Here is a 17,258-nt window from a genome sequence, read left to right on the forward strand (position 1 = left end):
AAAAAACCATGAAGCGGGATAGGAGATTGAGCCATGGGCTAGAACCGGAGCGTACGATCAGCCTCTTCGGGGAGTATGATGTGGTTGTTTGCGGCGGCGGACCTGCGGGAATCGCAGCCGCCCTTTCCCACCGGCAGGCAGGGCTTAAAGGCGCCGCACGCTATCGGGACGTGCCGGGCGCGGCCGTATCCGCGGAGATGAAACGGCGCGACTACCTTCTGTAGAGGATTGGACTGACCCGTTAGGGGACTGCTACCCGAAGAGCGGTCCAAGACATCGTTGTGAAAAAAAGCTGGTATCAATGGGGCATTTGTTCCAAAGATTCAGGAGGCAGTCAAGATCGAGCGTACAATCGGCAATTGCCCATTCGCACTGCCGCCCCACGAAATCCCCGTTATTCCGATCCTTTTCGTTCCCCCTCCGACTTGTCGGGAACGTTTCCCTCCAGATCCGTGGCAATTGCGGCGTATCCCCGCTTCATCCATATATGGACCCCATTCTTCATAGGCGGTGCCCCCGTCTCCGTGTACGAGAACGACGGACGGCACCTTCATAAAAAATAGAACGGTTGCCGTTTGCGGCTTTAACGTCGGACGGATATATGCGGCGCGGGGAACGTTGCAATTGCTCCTTGTTCCACTGCGACAAGAACGGTCTGTCCATCTTAATGACTCCTCCCCTATGAGCTGCATGGCTCTGCTCCCAACGTATCAAATAGAGGCTTGGTGTACTTGGATTTTATTCGGCAATCGAACGTCCATGTCCATCGGCGTATGTAACGGATTTGAACATAATTGACCTTATGTTGTGAGGGAGTGCGCCCAGTCCTTGCAAAGACGCCCTTGCAACGATCAAAAGGTGATATGGTCGTGCTCCCACTCCTTGTTGGCTCGGAATTGATGCGGTGTGGCGCCGAACGAGCTGCGGAATACTTTGCAAAAATAGCTGCTGTGCGCATAGCCGATTTCTTGGGCGATTTGCTCGACGGACCAAGAGGTGGAGCGCAAAAGGTGAACGGCATGATCCATGCGGATCTTGGTCAAATATTGTACGGTCGTTAGCCCCGTGCATTGGCGGAACAGACGCAAAAAATGATACTTGGACAGGCCCAACTGCTCGGCCAACTGCTCCATGCCTTCGACTTGCGCGTAATGATCATGGAAATAATGGACGGCCTGGACAATGGCAGGCGGCCAATTTTTCATCGCCGGACGGGAGGCGAAGAAGTGGCGGCAGCATTCCATGAGAAAGCGGTAAGCCATCTCGGAAGCGCGGTAGCCATCCCGGATCTGTGACTGACTGGCCTGACGGTGCACTTCCAGCAGCGTGCGAATCGGTGCGCTGTCGATATCCAGTGTCAGCACTTGGCCGAAACGGGAAGTAATCCGTTGCCAGCATTCTTGGACATAAGGGCCGTACAGGTTCATGAATGCAAATGCCCATGATGTGCTGTGATCGGGCAAGTAATAGGCGTGATCGCTGGGAAGCTTGACGAAGAAGGCCTCGCCCGGGTGGAGTTCGTGAATCTCTTCCCCGATCCGGATCGCTCCGAATCCGGACAAGGTGTACTGGAAGATGAAGTGGCCTTCCAGAAAGCGCCGCATCAGGCCGTGCTGCCGGTAAGCTGTGGTGAAGCGTTCATCGATCCCGATGGAATTCAGCTGTACCAGGGTTCCCGGCGTATTGCGCACAAAGCGAAAGTCGAAGCATTGCAATGCACTGTTGTCTGCGTATTGACGCTCCTGTTCTGTAAGCGAATAGGGAGGCGACCACGGTTTCATCTCGCGCACAACCTTTCGTTCAATAGCAATTTTGTGTTATTTTCAGCAGAAAGCAGTCGTTGAGATTGCCGATTTCGTCGGTTATATTAGACCTATCCTACCATACGGCGAGGGAGAGGCCAAGAAGGAGAAGCGCATTTTTGTGCTGTTTTTGTTCGTATCGCCGAATTTTGCGAAAGACAGGAAAGGGAGGTAACGCAGGAATGAGAATTCAGACAAGGCGAGGCGGCAAGGCTGCCTGGACGCTGCTTGCGGCGTTGGCTTTGACCGCTTGCGGCCAGGGGACAGAGAAAGGCCCGGAGCAGGCCGGTACAGAGCCGGCAGACGAATCGAAGGAAAAGAAAGCGGTCACGGTGAGTATGTACATCCATGCGAATATTTTGGATGAAGCCGATTTGAACAAGTACGTGATCGGGCCGCTCAAAGAAAAGCTACCGCATGTGATGCTGGAGGTTACTCGCGACGGCAAGGGGTACCAGATCCAAGACGTACTGTCGACCGGTTCTTTCCCGGATTTGATCGTGACCAGCAATCCGCACATTCCGACCTTCAAGGACGCGGCGCTCGTAACCGACATTGCGGAGTATGTCCGCAAGCAGAAGATCGATTTGAATGCGGTGGACCCGGCGCTTATCGAAGCGATCCGGATGAACAGCCCGACGGGCGAATTGTATGGTCTGCCCTTCCGGCAAAATTTGGGCGTCCTGGTTTCCAATCTGGATCTATTCGACAAATTCGGCTTACCGTACCCGACAGACGGCATGTCATTTGACGACGTGCTGGAAGTGGGCAAAAAGCTGACCCGAATGGATGGCGGGACGCACTATATCGGCTTTGACCCCGGCAACGTGCCGAACAATATGTCCACGCTGCTTGCTTTGCCCTTTGCCGATCCGAAGACTCATAAAGCCGTATTTGACAGCGAAGGCTGGCGCACCGTGTTTGATTTTTTGAAAAGCGCTTACGAGGTGCCGAACTTTATCGGACCCAACAAGGAATACCAGTATGCAAGCCTGTTTGCGACCGAAAGAAGGGTGGCGATGCAAAATACGTGGGTGCTGGGCGTCGCGGTAGCGGCAAGCCAAGGCAACTATGCGGGCATGAAGTGGGACATGGTTTCCAGTCCGAATTTCAAGGGGCATGTCGGAAAAGGCCGCGAGGCGGACGTCCATCTGATGATGCTGTCCAAGCTGAGCAAGCAGCCGGAGGCGGCGATGGAAGTGATGAACATGATGCTGTCGATGGATGTGCAAAGCATGTTCTCCCGGGACGGACGTCCTGGCGTGCTGAATCACAAGGAGATTGAACAGCAGTTTGCTTCCGGCATCGAGGCGTTCAAAGGGAAAAATATCGCCGGCATTTTCAAATCCAAGCCGATTCGCCCTCATGAGGTATCGCCGTACGACGCCAAGCTAAGATCGTTGATTGAATCGACCAAAGTGGAATTTATACTGGGAGGCAAGGATTTGAATACGTATGTTCGCGATCTGCAGGAGAAAGCCAACCAGACGATTGAAGCCATGCGCAAACAGTAGCGTGCAGACTTGGCAAGCCGTATCCATCCGATCCAACGAAGGAGTTGAAGCAGAGAGTATGGTCCTCCAGCTGAAAAGTAAACGATTGCTCAGGGCAATTGCGTTCAGTGGACTGTTGTGGTTTGTTCTGTATGGAGCTGGTCTGCCGGCAAACGCAGAGACGGAGGCGGAAGGGAATTTGTTGATCAATCCGGGTTTTGAAGAAAGCGAAGACGGGATTCGGGCACATCCGTGGCGTGCCAGCCTGGCGTGGGGCGGTTTGACGAAGAGAACGACGGAAGCGGCCCGAACAGGAGACTACGGAGTTTCCATCGAAACCGGCGTCAACAATAATCCGTGGGTCAGCCAGCTGATCCCGGTTGAGGAAGGCGCGACCTATCGGCTGCGGGCATGGTTTCGCTCGACCGCAGGTGCAACGGGGAGGACGGCATTCAAGCTGGAGTATTACGCCAATGCGACTCCTTCCCTTCAAAGCTTTGTAGGCGATTATGCCTGGAATGAATCATCGGCCAAAATGAATGGCCAGTGGCATCAGATGGAAGCGGTCCATGCTGCGCCGGAAGGTGCGCAATACGCGTTGTTTTATGTGCGTTTGAACGGTACCGGGAAGGTATACTTTGACGATACCGCAGTGACGAAGATTCAGGATCGGCAACGGATTCGGGTTTATACAGACGAGGTGTTCTACTACCCGGAACGGACCGAGGCGACGATTATGGCCGAGATCGTTGCGCCGAGCGGAGGATACGCCAATTATCGCGTCGACATCCAGCTGTTCGATGAACAGGACACGATGGTATGGAGCGAGATGAATGTGGCTGCGGCGGCTCAAGTGGGAGCATCATTCAACCCTGCACTTGTGATGACGGACATACAGGCTCCTTACGAGGCGACCGTTGTTTTGAGAGATCCGCTTGGCGCGGAGCTCGAGCGGCAGGTACGTACGATTTATCGTTGGGAACGGCCGACGACGATCCCGGAGCACGGCATCATTCAGGTGGACGGCCAACCCTTCTTTCCGGTCATTGCCTACCACGCGCCTGTATCGACCTTCTCTTACTTGAAGGAGATCGGCGTCAATACCGTGCAAGCCAATGCGACTTCCAGTGTAAGCGCTATTACGGAACGACTGAACGCGGCTGAGCAGCATGGCTTGAAGGTGCTGGTTCCCTTTTACAACAACATGAAGGTTACGGAAAATTATCCTTTCATCCGCACGGCGGTTCCCGCGATCAAGAACCATCCGGCCTTGCTCGGGTATATGATCATGGATGAGCCGACCTATAACGGGATCGGGCAGGAAGAATTGCTTGGTGCCTACGAAATTATCCGTTCGCTGGACCGGGATCATCCGACCTATATGGTGGAAAACCAGAGGACGGCATTTGAATCGACCGGACAGGCGACGGATATTTTGGTCAGCGACTTGTATCCGTTTCGACCGAACGAAGTGCTGCCGATCCGGCGCGTCGGGGACGACATTCGGGAAGCGATTGAAGCGGTTCGGGGAGACAAGCCGGTTTGGAACATCCTGCAAACGTTTCGAACCGGAACATGGAGTTATTTGCCGACGATTGAAGAAGTGAGGAATATGGGGCATCAGTCTTTTCTGGCGGGGGCGAAGGGCATCGGTTTCTACTCGATTACCGATCCGGATTGGTCGTTGAAAGATTCGGTTCTGTGGCCGGGGCTGACTGCCTTTAAAGAAGAAATCGATTTGATGCGGGAACTGCTTCTCTATGGGAACCGGACGCATACAACGATCGGCGAGCATGTGCAGTGGGGAATCTGGACGAAGGCCGACGAGCAATTCGCGATTGTGATCAATACCTCTTCCGAGCAGCGGCAAGCCACGCTTCCCCTCGGTCAGGCGGCAAGCGTCGTCGAACAGATCTATGGCGGCACGGCTGGAACGTACGAAGTGCTGCTGCCGGAACCGGAAGTGACGCTGGCTCCGCTGCAGACGATCGTTTACCGCATCGTGCCAAAGGAGGAAGAATCGCTTTCTATGGCAGACACGATTGCGCTGCTGCAGGGAGCAGGCGAAATCAATTCTGTCCTTGCGGGACACCTGCACTACCGCATAAGCATTATCGCACTGCTGATGCAGCAGGGAGAGGCTGTGCAAGCGACCGCTTATATCGAGGATTTGATTCGCTACATCCGTGACCCGTCTCTCGCCGCCCAAGGCTTGATTACAACAAAGGCGACTCGGCAGTTGGAAGAGAAAGCCGGAGAGTTGTTGCGCCAACTGAATGCGTAGGACGGTTCGGTGCAAAAGAAAAACATGCAAGCGCGCCTCTGCTCCCCGTCGTTTTCGCGGGAGGCAGAGGTTTTTCGGGCTACTAATAAATTGGCTAGACGGCTCTGCTTTTTGGGGAACGGATCAGTGCTTGAACTGCAAAATTTGCTCATTGCTCTCTTGCAGCTGTTTGGCCAGCATAACGATCTGTCCCGTATGATAGCTGTAATGGTTCGCCAGACCAAGCAGGACGAGCAGCGTTTTTTGCGGCTTGTAGGCCGGATGGGAACTATAGTTCGCGCCGTGCTGAAGCATACGTTGCCAATCGTCCGGCTTGAAATACATCGGAATTTCTTGATCCAGCTCTTGGTCGGTGACTGCCTCCAATATTTCTTTGGACTGTGTCCTTACAAGCCTCAGCTTCTCCAAAAGCTCTGCCGCACTTAAGCCGCCCTCGGCTGTGAATTCCAGCGTCCGCTCGCGGACCAGCTCTTTGCCGCCGATCGCGCTCGAGACGCGCTGGTATTCCGCCCCCGCCAAATGCAAGCATAAGTTGCCGACACTATTGGTAGATTCACGGAAACGCTTCCAAACAAGCTCATCCGATAAACGCTGCAGTGAAGCGCTTATCTTTTGTAAATCTCCATCCATCATTTGCAGCGTGTATGCGACTAAATTGTTCATCCTTGTTCCTCCCGCCCGTATTCGCCCCCAAATTTCCCGAATCGTTGCACCACCGGAGATAAATAGCTGCTGCCATTTCATCTCTTATCTCCTCCGATGACAGTGGTGTTACCTATTCAAGATTGTATATATTCGGGGTTTCCCGCAAAGGATTTGGAATTGGCTCCGAAGTGAGGCTCCACTTTGTCGGGTTAATGTTATTCCATTGTATCATAGGTTTGAGGACTCGGCGAAAGGAATAAAGGAAGCAACCCGGAAAATGCGGGAATCGTCCTCGTCCAACCAAATCGGCGACAGAAATGCCATCGGGTACGATGAGCGATCGCGGCAGCAGTCCTACGACTCTGGCCAACTGCTTGGACGGAATGGTGACGATCGGCTTTCCGTCAAGCTTGATTTGGCCGGATGCCGGCTTTATTAACCTTGCCAATGTTTTGAGAAGCGTGGATTTCCCGCAGGCGTTGGCTCCGATAACGAAAAATCCCATATGAAAAAATCGCAACAATTACTATAGGCCCAGTCACCTGCATGTGCCACTTTCTTTGGAGTGGTGTCGAAGTCCTATCCTAGAAAAAGGAATGTAGAGAATGATGTAGAATATTTACGACTATTATGAAAAAAATTCATATTGCCACAGCTATCTTCGCATTTATTTCACTATTGACGATCGGCCGTCTCGTCTGGCTCGACCTCTTTAAGCCTTCGGGCCAGCCTTATGCCGCGAACGGAAAGCTTGATTTGCAAAATTGGGAAGCAACGTCCAATGGGACAATTACCTTAGACGGAGAGTGGGAATTTTATCCTAACGTCCTTCTGATGTCCCAAAAGCAGGAACTTGGACGTCTATCCGAAACCGCGGTGAAAATTGACGTCCCCTCAAGTTGGAATGAACGGGTGCAACCCGGCACATTGACGCCTTATGGTTTTGGCAGCTATCGCCTGACCATTCATGTGGCTTCCGAGGATGAGGTGTACAGCATCTATGTGCCAAGTGTACGCAGTTCCTCGGAGTTGTATATCAACGGCAAGCGGATGGCCTCTTCCGGTCGGCCGGCGAGCACGGCGGAGAAGTATCAGGCAGGAAATTTGCCGTACATTGCGACCTTCACGGCGGACAAACAACGTACGATTGAGCTGGTCATTCAGGCAGCCAACTATTCCGATCCACGGAGCGGGGGACTGATACGATCACTTAAATTCGGTACAGATGAAGCGATATATCGCGAAAAGCAGCTCTCTATGGCGACACAGTATCTAATCGCAGCTGCGCTTATCATTCAGGTAGCCTACCTGATCATCTTCTATGTCATTGAGCGGAGGAGCTTTTGGCTTTACTTTGCCCTTGCTTTACTGAGCTTTACCATCATCATGTTGAATAGCAGCGAAGACAAATTATTACACCAGTGGCTGCAGATCTCCTACGCTTGGGGCTACAAAATTCTGTGTCTATCGCTTACGGTTTTAATGTATTCGCTGCTGCGCATGACCAGCAATCAGTTGCCTGCGGCGTGGCGAGTCCCTTTCGTGCGTGTGTACAGCGCAATGAACGTCATCGGGATCACGGCGAGCATCGCGTTGCCGCCCCAGAACAGCGAAGCCTTGCAGTATGTCATCTTCTTTTGTGCAGCGCCTGTGATCATCCTGCTGGTCGTATCGGTACTGCGCATGGCGGTGCGGGGCATTATCGGCAGTTTGATGCAGTTTCTGGCATTCCTGGCGTTTGCCAATCATATGGTATGGTGGTTTATCTTCATCTTCACTGGAATCAAAATCATCTATTACCCGTTTGATCTGATTCTGGCTATGATTTTGTTATCATCGATCTGGATCAGGCGCTATTATTTCATGTATACCGAGCAGAGGGAGCTTACCGCGAAGCTCGAAGAGGTCAACCGGAAAAAAGACGAGTTTCTTGCCAATACGTCCCATGAGCTGCGTAACCCGCTGCACGGGATGATCAGCATGTCCCAGGTCGTGCTGGAGCGGGAGCGGGACATGATCAGCGATAATAGCATCCGTGAAATGGAGACGATGCTGAAGGTCGGTCGGAGAATGTCGTTCATGCTTCATGATCTGCTCGACATCGTACATTTGAAGGATAGCAGTCTAAGGCTTCAGTTAACGGGTGTTGCTCTGCAGCCAGTCGTCAGCGGAGTGATGGACATGATCCGGTTTATGGCGGACGGCAAGCCGATTGTGCTGAAGAACCGGGTGGCCGAGGTATTCCCGAGCGTGCTGGCCGATGAGAACCGTCTGATCCAGATTTTATTTAATTTGCTGCATAATGCGATAAAATTCACCGATCAAGGCGAGATCGTCGTGGAAGCGCGTACCGAGAAAAACAGGGCGTTTATCACCGTATCGGATACCGGAGTGGGCATGGATAAGGAGACGCTGCGCCGGGTTTTTGAGCCGTACGAGCAAGCCGGTGCGAGGTACGGCTATGAGGGAGGCTTCGGTCTTGGGCTGAGTATATGCAAGCAGTTGGTCGAACTGCATGGAGGAACAATCGAAGTCCAATCGACTCCCGCTCAAGGCTCGCATTTCGTCTTTTCGTTAGCGCTCGATCGCATCGTTGAGGAGAACGAGGCCGCAAAGCAAACGGCTTATGCCAAAGAAGAAGCGATCGAAGAAGCAGACAAGGAACAACCGCAATCGATCGACTTCTCGTACATGGCGGTCACGTCGGCCCAGACGGATCCGGTCAAGCGCTACGTGAAGGACAAGCCTCGCATACTGACTGTAGATGACGACGCCTTGAATTTGAAGGTGCTCGCGTCCCTTCTTTCCGGCGAAGAGTATGCGTTGACTGCCGTTACAAGCGGCGAAGCCGCCTTGGGAGTGCTTGAGGAAAAGGAATGGGACCTTGTGATTACAGACATTATGATGCCGAGAATGTCTGGGTATGAGCTTACGCGGCAAATACGCGCGCGATATACAGTGTCGGAGCTACCGGTTTTGGTGCTGACTGCCCGTACCCGGCCAGAGGATATTGAGAACGGCTTCCTCGTCGGTGCGAATGATTACGTCACGAAGCCGGTCGAGGCCAGAGAGCTGCGTGCCAGAGTACAGGCATTGACTCAGCTGACAAGTTCGTCTCGCGAGCGCATTCGCATGGAGGCGGCGTGGCTGCAAGCGCAGATTGAGCCTCACTTTTTCCTTAACACCTTAAACTCGATTGCTGCTTTACATATGGTTGATCCGGAACAGATGCTTCTGCTGATTGAGCATTTTGCAGATTTTTTACGGGAGAAATTCAAGTTCCAGAATGTTGGCGAGCTAGTCTCCTTGAGGGATGAGCTGACGCTTGTGCGGTCCTATTTGTTCATTGAGCAGACAAGATTCGACTGGCTGCATGTGGAATGGGAGACGGACAACGGCTTGGAACTGCTGCAGATTCCGCCTTATTCGATTCAGCCTCTTGTGGAAAATGCGATCCGTCACGGTCTGATGAAGCACGGGCAATCCGTCACGGTACGCATTAAGCTCGCGAAACGTGAAGACGGTGCGGAAATATCCGTTATCGACAACGGTATAGGCATGGAGGAGGAAAGAGTGGCAATGTTGCTGAAATCTGGGGAAAGCCGAGGCGTTGCTTTGCGCAATATTGACCTTCGACTAAATCGGTTGTACGGAAACGGCCTGAACATTGTAAGCGCACCGGGAGCAGGAACGAAGGTATCTTTTGTAATTCGCGAAAAAAACAAAAAATTAGAGCAAGTGAACTTGATTTTAGACAAATAAAAATTAATTCAAATTGTCTAATGACACAGCAGTATTACCAGAGTAAGCAGGTATTGCGGGTGGAGTGATAGGGAAGTGAGCGCCGCCTAAGATGCGGCACGTCTCGTTTGAGGAACACGTAAAGTGGCATAATCCGAAAACCCGGGGCAGGAAGAACTACTATGCGACGCCATACAGCATGAAGTGGATGGCCAAGCTAAACTGGTATGTCCGGGCGGATGACCAAGTGGTACCCAAAGAAACGCCAGTGAAGACACTGGCGCGATTCCGGATACGAAGTGAAATTCGGAGGCCAACGACATGGACTCAAAACACTATTGTAAATCGCATGCGTATGAAAGACGGACATCGGAAAGCCGTATGAGGGAGGAGGCGCTGGGTTTTGCCCAGCCTTTCACTCTTGGGAGAGGGATGGCCATGTGATGTTCCGCTCGGCAAGCCCTACGTTAGAAAAGAATTGGAAACCGCAAAACAAACGCCGCGCCGCCGCCCGGCTCGTTATGGGCCGAAATGCGGCCGCGGCACCGCTCCACGATGGCACGGGAAATGGCGAGGCCGAGCCCCGTCTCTCCGTTCTTTCCCTTCGCAAACCGTTGGAATAGCTGGGATAATAACGGTTCGGGAATCCCTTCGCCGTCGTCGGAGATTCCGATGTCGATTCCTTTCGCGTCGGCAGAGGTTTGGATGCGAATCGTTTCCTTGGCATATCGAGCCGCGTTGCCCAGGATGTTGATGAGCGCTTGCAGCAGTTTCTCGCGGTCCGCATAGATCAACAGCTCTTGGCCGTTGTCGGGTCCGGTTATCTCAACCTGTAAGCCGTTCTTGACGAGTAACGGATTGATGCGCTCCAATGTCTCCGCGATTAATTCCCGTACCGGGACGCGGTCCATATGGAATATGCCTTCTTCGCTTTCCAGTTTGGAGAGAAGAACCATTTCCGTCACGATTTTTTTCAAACGTTCGCATTCCTTGACGATGGCATTTAGACCTTTATTGGCGTGATCCCCCGTAAAGATACCGTCCTTGATGCCCTCGGCGTATCCCTGAATGGACATCAGCGGCGTCTTCAGCTCGTGCGAGGCATTTTGGAAAAACTGCTTCTGCGTGTGCTGGTATTTCTCCAATTCGCCGGCGAGATCGTAAACGGCCTTCGCGACGACGCCGATCTCGCCACCCGTTTCAATTAACCGAACTTCGGAGAATCGGCGCATTTCCACTTTGTTCAATTCCTTCCTCAGATCCCCAAGCGGTTTGACGAGTCTTCTCGTAATGACCATGCTCAGCAGGAAAGCGACGATCCCGCCGACGGACAGGATGAGCAGCAACCGTTTAAACAAGGCGAGCTGCATCTCTTTAATTTTGCTTAGCGGGGTTGCCATCACTGCCTTGACGGCCTGCACGCTCGATTCGATGCCTTGGGTTGTCGTTAACGTTTCGACGATATACTGATCGTCTGTGCCTTGCCAGAATCCTTTTGAGCCGGGGATGTCCAGATTCGATAATTCCATCAGCTGTGACGTCGCTTCGCCGGGCAGAGTGCTGTAGACCACGTCCCCCCCGGGAGCGATCAATACTGCGTTCGTGTCTGCAGTTGCTCTCGATGCATGAATGAATGACGGCGTACCCGTTGGCTGCACCTGTCTCTGCGAGTCCGTTGCTAGCCACTGCGTATCCGATGCTTGCACCGGACTTTGTGCTGGCGATCCTGGCACTTGTTTCTGCGCATCGTCCAATAACGGCATGACTGGAGATAAATTCATCAGCAAGCTGGCTTGAGCCCGCAGCTCTTTCCGCTGGTTGTCCACCAAATTATCGAGCAGCAGCGGATAAATCAGAACCGCAGTAATCGCCAAAATACATAGCAGCAGCAATGCAAAAGAAAGATGAAGCCGATACATCATTTTCATCTTATTGCCCCGTCCTTTCTATTCGCAGCCGATAGCCGTGTCCCCATACGGTATCGACCGGAAGCTCTTTAATTTTTCGGCGCAGCCGCTTCACCAGATCGTCGATGGCCCGGTCGCTCCCGTAATAATTATCTCCCCATACCAACGTAAGCAGTTCATCCCGGGTAAACGCCCGATTGGGCTGCTCGGTCAACGTCTGCAACAATTTAAATTCCTTCAGCGTAATCTCGACCTCTTCCGCACGCCAGAAAACGCGCCGTTCCTCCAGGACGAGCCGCAATTCGCCAATCTCGATCGTCGCATACTCGGGATGCGAAGGGGCGGGAATTTCCAGGGCTTGGCGAATCGAGCTGACCCGGTGGAACAAGCGGTTCACGCGCGCGACCAATTCCCTAGGACTGAACGGCTTGGTCAAGTAATCGTCGCCGCCGAGCTCGATCCCGAGAATGCGATCGACTTCTTCATCGCGTGCCGAGATCATGACGATCGGAACTTCCGCCTCTTTGCGGATGTGCCGGCATAACTCGAAGCCGCTCATGCCCGGAAGCATGATGTCAAGAATCCACATGTCCGGCGGATCGTTCTTCCACAGCTCCAACGCGGCTTCCGCCGTCGATAATGTAATCGTATGGTATCCCTCTTTATGCAAATAAGCCTCCACGATTTCCCGGATCTGGGCATCGTCGTCGACTACGGCGATTTGATAAGACTTCATGCAGGCAACCTCCCAAACGTTTATCGAAAACATCTTATCATAAAAGTTTCGGCTGAGGCCGGATTCCACACTTTTTCCACATTGCTTTCATATTTACTCCCCGGATTTATTTGTACACTAATCGACGTAAAGCCGTTCCGCAAAAATCGTTCACCGGCTCCCGAATGGAGGGTTCTTCTTGAAATGGCACCGTCTGTCCCGCAGAGAGCTTCTGGCTGCCCTCGGTTTTCTGGCTCCGAGCCTGGCCGGATTTTCCGTCTTCTATCTCGTTCCGTTCGGCCAGAGCGTCCTGAACTCGTTCCAGGATCGGCTCGGAGGAGGCTTCACATTGTCCAACTACAAGGAACTGCTCCTCAGTTCCTCGTTTCAGAAAGCGGCGTCCAACACGTTCTGGTTCACCGCGATCAGCGTGCCGATCCTCGTCGTCGTATCGCTCTTGCTGGCGTTGCTCTTGAACCAGCGGGTCTTTTTCCGAAACTGGCTTCGCACGGCTTATGTACTGCCGCTTGTTGTACCGGTCGCTTCGATCGTGCTGGTCTGGCAAATCTTGTTCGATTGGAACGGCGCACTAAACGCCGTTATGGAACATTTCGGCTTTAGCCGCCAGGACTGGATGAAATCCGAGTGGGCCGGCTTTGTGATCGTGCTGGTCTATGTATGGAAGAACATCGGGTACAACGTCATTCTGTTCCTGGCCGGCTTGCAGAACATTCCGGATCATTATTATGAAATCGCCGGTCTGGAAGGGGCGGGTCCCGTTCGAAAACTGTTCGGCATTACGCTTACATATTTGACGCCGACGACGTTTCTGGTCGTGCTCATGTCCGTGCTGAATTCGTTCAAAGTGTTCCGCGAGACGTATCTCGTCGCCGGCGCTTACCCGCACGACCGCATCTATATGATGCAGCATTATATGAACAATATGTTCCTGTCCCTCGATATCCAGAAAGTGTCGTCCGCGGCGGTGTTGATGGGGCTTTGCATTATGGCGCTCGTGTTCGTGCTGTTCCGTACGGAGAGGGTTTTCCGATCTTATATGGAGTAAGCGCAAGAAAGAGGTGGATGACGTGTTAAAGAAATGGGTTACACCGCTGTTGCGCTCGTTGCTGCTGGTCGCCATCGCCGTCCTGCTGCTGATGCCCGTCGTCTTGACCGTCGTCAGTTCCTTCATGACGGAGCGGGAAATTATGGCGAATTACAGCATGCTAGGCAAAACCGACACGAGCGTGTTCGTCAATCTCAAATGGATTCCGGACTGGGTGTCGTTTCAGCAATACGACAAAGTATTGATCGCGACGCCGAAGTTTCTATACCTGTTCTGGAATTCCGTATCGATGGTGATTCCCATCATCATCGGACAGGCGTTGGTGGCAACGCTCGCTGCATTCGCGTTCGGAAAGCTGCATTTTCCGGGCAGGGAAGGATTGTTCCTCCTCTACTTGATGACGATGCTGATGCCGTTCCAGGTGACGCTCGTACCCAACTACTTGATGGCCGATCGGTTGGGTCTTCTGAATCATCCCGGCTCCATCATATTGCCCGGCGTGTTCGGCGCCTTCGGCGTGTTTCTGCTTAGGCAATTCATGCTCCATATCCATTCGGCTTATATCGAAGCGGCCAAAATGGACGGAGCGGGGTACTTGCGCATCTTTTTTACGGTTGCGTTGCCGATGGTGAAGCCGGGCATCGCCGCACTCGTCGTGCTCCTGTTCGTCGACTACTGGAACATGGTCGAACAGCCGCTCATTTTTTTGCAGGATGCCGCGATGCAGCCGCTCTCGGTCTTTCTGTCCCGCATCCAGAAAGAGGAGTTCGGCGTCTCGTTTGCCGTCTCGGTTGTGTATATGATGCCTATGATGCTCCTGTTCTTAAGCGCCGAACGGTATTTTATCGAAGGAATTCAGCTTTCCGGCGTGAAAGGCTGAGCGAAAGGAGATTGGCAGCATGGTACTTCAGAAACAAAGGATTGCCGGCATTGCATTGGTCGTGTTCCTCCTCGTATTGGCAGGGTTCACCTTGTTCAGCCAAACGCTTCAAACCGTATTGCTGCCCAAAGTGACGACAGAGAAGCCCGCAAAAAAAACGTTGACCTATCGAATCGAAGGCAGCGGGCTGATCAAGCCGCGTCAACAAATCGAGTTAAACAGCGATAGCGGCTGGAAAGTGGCGAAAGTGCATGTCCGCAATGACGAACAAGTAAAGCAAGGGCAGGTTCTCGTTACGTTCGACGAAACGGAGGCGCAGCGGCAGCTTCTCGATGCGGAAGACGAACTGAAGAAAAAGAATTTGAATCGGGAGCAGCTGCAAGAACAGTTCGTGGACGCCCAGCGAGCAGGAGACGTGGAGGTGATCCGCAAAGCGGAGCGCAGCTTGGAATTGGATCGATTGGATCGGGACATAGCGATGCGGAGAATCGAAACCATGCGCAATGATCTGGCGCGAAAACGCATGTTGACAGCGCCAGCGGACGGCAAAGTGTTGAATCTCCAAGCCAAGGAAGGCATGAACGTTGCCCAGGGGCAGCCGGTATTGACGCTGGTGGAAGTCGGCGAGGGGTTCCAATTCACCTTTACGGTCGGTAAAGCTATGGCCGATTTGATGCGAAAGGACGAGAAAGTGCCTGTAGCCGTGAGCGGCGATGAGCCGCGGCAGATGGAAGGAACAGTCGTCGAAATCAAGGACGCTTCTGCGGGAAGCGGCGGAGGAGGGTCTGCAAACAAACCGGACGCGGATGGCAATACGGACGGAGGTGCCAAGGGTCAAAAAACGATCGTCGTCCACGTGTCGGGCGACGGTCTTCAGGGAGGTGAGTCAGCCAGCGTTAACTTGGAGAAACCGCTCAAAGAGCAGGGGATCGTCCTCAACAAAAAGTGGATCAAAAAAGACGGCAACGGAAGCTACGTGTTCGTCGTTCGCGAGAATCGAAGCTCGCTCGGCAACACGTACACTGTCCAGAAGGCTTATGTGAAGACGGGAAAAGGGAATGACGAGGAGATCGTCGTGCTCGGAGGCGTTTACCTGGGAGAAGAAATCGTGACGGAGTCGAGCGCACCGCTGCAGGAAGGCAATCGGGTCCGATTAAATTGAGAGGATGATTCATTTGAAAAAAGTAGGGGTATTCGCGACACTGTCCGCCGTTCTGCTGGTATCCGCCTGTTCCGGCAACAGCGGAGGCGATTCGAAAGGCGAGGCGAAGAGCGGCAAGAAAACCGTCGTTGTATCGGTTATGACGAAAGATCGTTTCTTGGAGTCCGCTGTGCAGAAATTCGAGGAAAGTCATCCGGACGTTCATATCGAAGTGAAAGAATACAAGGCGGCGAAGCCAGCCGCAGAAGGCGGCATGAGCATGGAGGCCCTCTCGCTGGCGGATGTGGAAAAGTATGTTCAATCGGTGACGACGCAGGTCATTTCCGGCAAAGGGGCCGATATTATTCTCATGAACGAAATGCCCCAGGATAAATTCGTCGCCAAAAAACTGCTGGTGAACATGTACGACCTTATGGCCAAAGACAACTCGTTCGACCGAAACGCGTTATACGCCAATATTTTGAAAGCGTCCCAAGACGGGGACGGTCTGTACGTCATGCCGCTTTCTTATTCGCTCGATCTTGTTCGGGGAGATACCGAGCTTCTGAAAAAGGCGAATGTTCCCGTAGACAAAAATAAATCATGGAGCTGGATGGAGTTTAAGGAAATCGCCAAGAAATTGAAGCAGCAAGGGTATGACGGATTCGGCAACCTGTCTCCCACGGAGCTGCTCTGGGATTATATAGAGGATAATTACAGCCAGCTCGTCGGGCAGGGCAAGCCGGGCTTCGACTCGGACTTGTTCCGCAACATGATGAAGGAAATCAAGCTGATGTATGACGAGGGCATGCTCAATGAAGGGCTTTCGGGGTTTTCGTCCACGTCCGGTACGGGCAAGTCGGCATTTCTGTTGGCGGGCATTTACAGCCCCGAAGAGGCGCTTAAGATGCCCTCGAACATGGATTATTTCCCGAAGCCGAGCGCAAGCGGGAAAAAGAGCGGCGTACCGTTCAAGTTCAATTACAGTTTGGGGATAAACAGCAAATCCGACGTGCAACAGGAAGCATGGGCATTTATCAAGTTTTTGCTCTCCTCCGACATGCAAGCTTCGCCGAATCTTATGGGATTTCCGATGAATAAAGGCGCTGTCGATCAGAAATTCAATGAAGTTTTGCAGAAATTCAAGAACGGAACGCTGAATGAGCAAACGCCGAGAAACGGAGGAGTGAGTGCGGCTACACCGCCAAACATGCTGCCGGACGGCGAAACGGCCAAAAAACGGATCGAGGACATCAAGAAGATGATCACGGAGGCGGATGTCCGGAGATCCAGCGATATGAAAGTGTTGATGATCGCGATGGAGGAGTTCAAAAGCTTCATGAGCGGGCAGAAGTCCGCGGAAGAAGTAAGCAATCTGATCCAGAATCGGGTGAAGATATACTTGAATGAGTAACGAACGCGAGCAGCAGAAGAGTAGCCGGATACATCGGGCTTCCTTCGACTTTATATGGAAGATGGCGATGCCGTGTTCGAGCAAGATTTACAAGCTGGGGCGACTGCAGTCACTCAAATGACGAATCTTGCCTTCGTCGAACGATTGGGCGCGTACGCGACCCTCACGGT

At 52.8% G+C, this 17,258-nt stretch carries 12 protein-coding genes and 1 pseudogene; 8 read left to right on the top strand and 5 right to left on the bottom strand.

The annotated features are described in order from the left end of the window. Positions 1-26 precede the first annotated feature (26 nt). Positions 27-224, top strand: coding sequence for a hypothetical protein (locus tag FE784_RS26165; protein ID WP_176706524.1), 198 nt, complete (start codon positions 27-29; stop codon positions 222-224). A 627-nt stretch (positions 225-851) separates the two neighbouring features. Here FE784_RS26165 and FE784_RS26170 read toward each other — a convergent pair. Next, entirely contained in the window at positions 852-1,781 is a 930-nt protein-coding gene (locus FE784_RS26170) for a helix-turn-helix domain-containing protein (RefSeq protein ID WP_139605212.1), read from the bottom strand. A gap of 203 nt (positions 1,782-1,984) precedes the next feature. On the opposite strand from FE784_RS26170, the gene FE784_RS26175 reads away from it, so the two are divergent. Then, complete coding sequence (locus FE784_RS26175; RefSeq protein ID WP_139605213.1) at positions 1,985-3,316, top strand: ABC transporter substrate-binding protein; 1,332 nt, start codon at positions 1,985-1,987, stop codon at positions 3,314-3,316. 178 nt (positions 3,317-3,494) lie between these two features. After that, positions 3,495-5,579, top strand: coding sequence for an FIMAH domain-containing protein (locus FE784_RS26180; protein WP_139605214.1), 2,085 nt, complete (start codon positions 3,495-3,497; stop codon positions 5,577-5,579). A 123-nt stretch (positions 5,580-5,702) separates the two neighbouring features. Here the strand turns inward: FE784_RS26180 and FE784_RS26185 are convergent, their stop codons facing one another. Together FE784_RS26185 and FE784_RS26190 are read right to left on the bottom strand one after the other, a co-directional pair. Further along, positions 5,703-6,242 carry a DinB family protein gene (locus tag FE784_RS26185; RefSeq protein WP_176706527.1) on the bottom strand — a complete coding sequence of 180 codons (540 nt, stop codon included), beginning with the start codon at positions 6,240-6,242 and terminating at the stop codon, positions 5,703-5,705. 259 nt (positions 6,243-6,501) lie between these two features. Beyond that, positions 6,502-6,717: pseudogene (locus FE784_RS26190) on the bottom strand (ATP-binding cassette domain-containing protein); the annotation flags it as partial. A gap of 137 nt (positions 6,718-6,854) precedes the next feature. Between FE784_RS26190 and FE784_RS26195 the strand changes: the two are divergent. Continuing rightward, on the top strand, positions 6,855-9,986 hold the full coding sequence (locus FE784_RS26195) for a hybrid sensor histidine kinase/response regulator (protein ID WP_139605216.1): 3,132 nt from the start codon (positions 6,855-6,857) through the stop codon (positions 9,984-9,986). Positions 9,987-10,432: 446 nt separating this feature from the next. On the opposite strand, the gene FE784_RS26205 is transcribed toward FE784_RS26195, so the two are convergent. Next, positions 10,433-11,893 carry a sensor histidine kinase gene (locus FE784_RS26205; RefSeq protein ID WP_139605217.1) on the bottom strand — a complete coding sequence of 487 codons (1,461 nt, stop codon included), beginning with the start codon at positions 11,891-11,893 and terminating at the stop codon, positions 10,433-10,435. A 1-nt stretch (position 11,894) separates the two neighbouring features. After that, positions 11,895-12,608, bottom strand: coding sequence for a response regulator transcription factor (locus FE784_RS26210; RefSeq protein WP_139605218.1), 714 nt, complete (start codon positions 12,606-12,608; stop codon positions 11,895-11,897). A 178-nt stretch (positions 12,609-12,786) separates the two neighbouring features. On the opposite strand from FE784_RS26210, the gene FE784_RS26215 reads away from it, so the two are divergent. The 4 genes from FE784_RS26215 to FE784_RS26230 are packed head-to-tail and all read left to right on the top strand — an operon-like array spanning position 12,787 to position 17,088. Continuing rightward, on the top strand, positions 12,787-13,653 hold the full coding sequence (locus FE784_RS26215) for a carbohydrate ABC transporter permease (protein ID WP_139605219.1): 867 nt from the start codon (positions 12,787-12,789) through the stop codon (positions 13,651-13,653). Positions 13,654-13,675: 22 nt separating this feature from the next. Then, entirely contained in the window at positions 13,676-14,533 is an 858-nt protein-coding gene (locus FE784_RS26220) for a carbohydrate ABC transporter permease (protein ID WP_139605220.1), read from the top strand. A 19-nt stretch (positions 14,534-14,552) separates the two neighbouring features. Next, the gene (locus tag FE784_RS26225; RefSeq protein ID WP_139605221.1) at positions 14,553-15,695 is read left to right on the top strand and encodes an efflux RND transporter periplasmic adaptor subunit; all 1,143 of its coding nucleotides are present in this window, start codon (positions 14,553-14,555) and stop codon (positions 15,693-15,695) included. 13 nt (positions 15,696-15,708) lie between these two features. Beyond that, on the top strand, positions 15,709-17,088 hold the full coding sequence (locus FE784_RS26230) for an ABC transporter substrate-binding protein (protein ID WP_176706528.1): 1,380 nt from the start codon (positions 15,709-15,711) through the stop codon (positions 17,086-17,088). The last annotated feature ends 170 nt before the right edge of the window (positions 17,089-17,258 follow it).

It is taken from the genome of Paenibacillus hemerocallicola (genome assembly GCF_006265175.1).
Lineage (GTDB): Bacteria > Bacillota > Bacilli > Paenibacillales > NBRC-103111 > Paenibacillus_AB > Paenibacillus_AB hemerocallicola.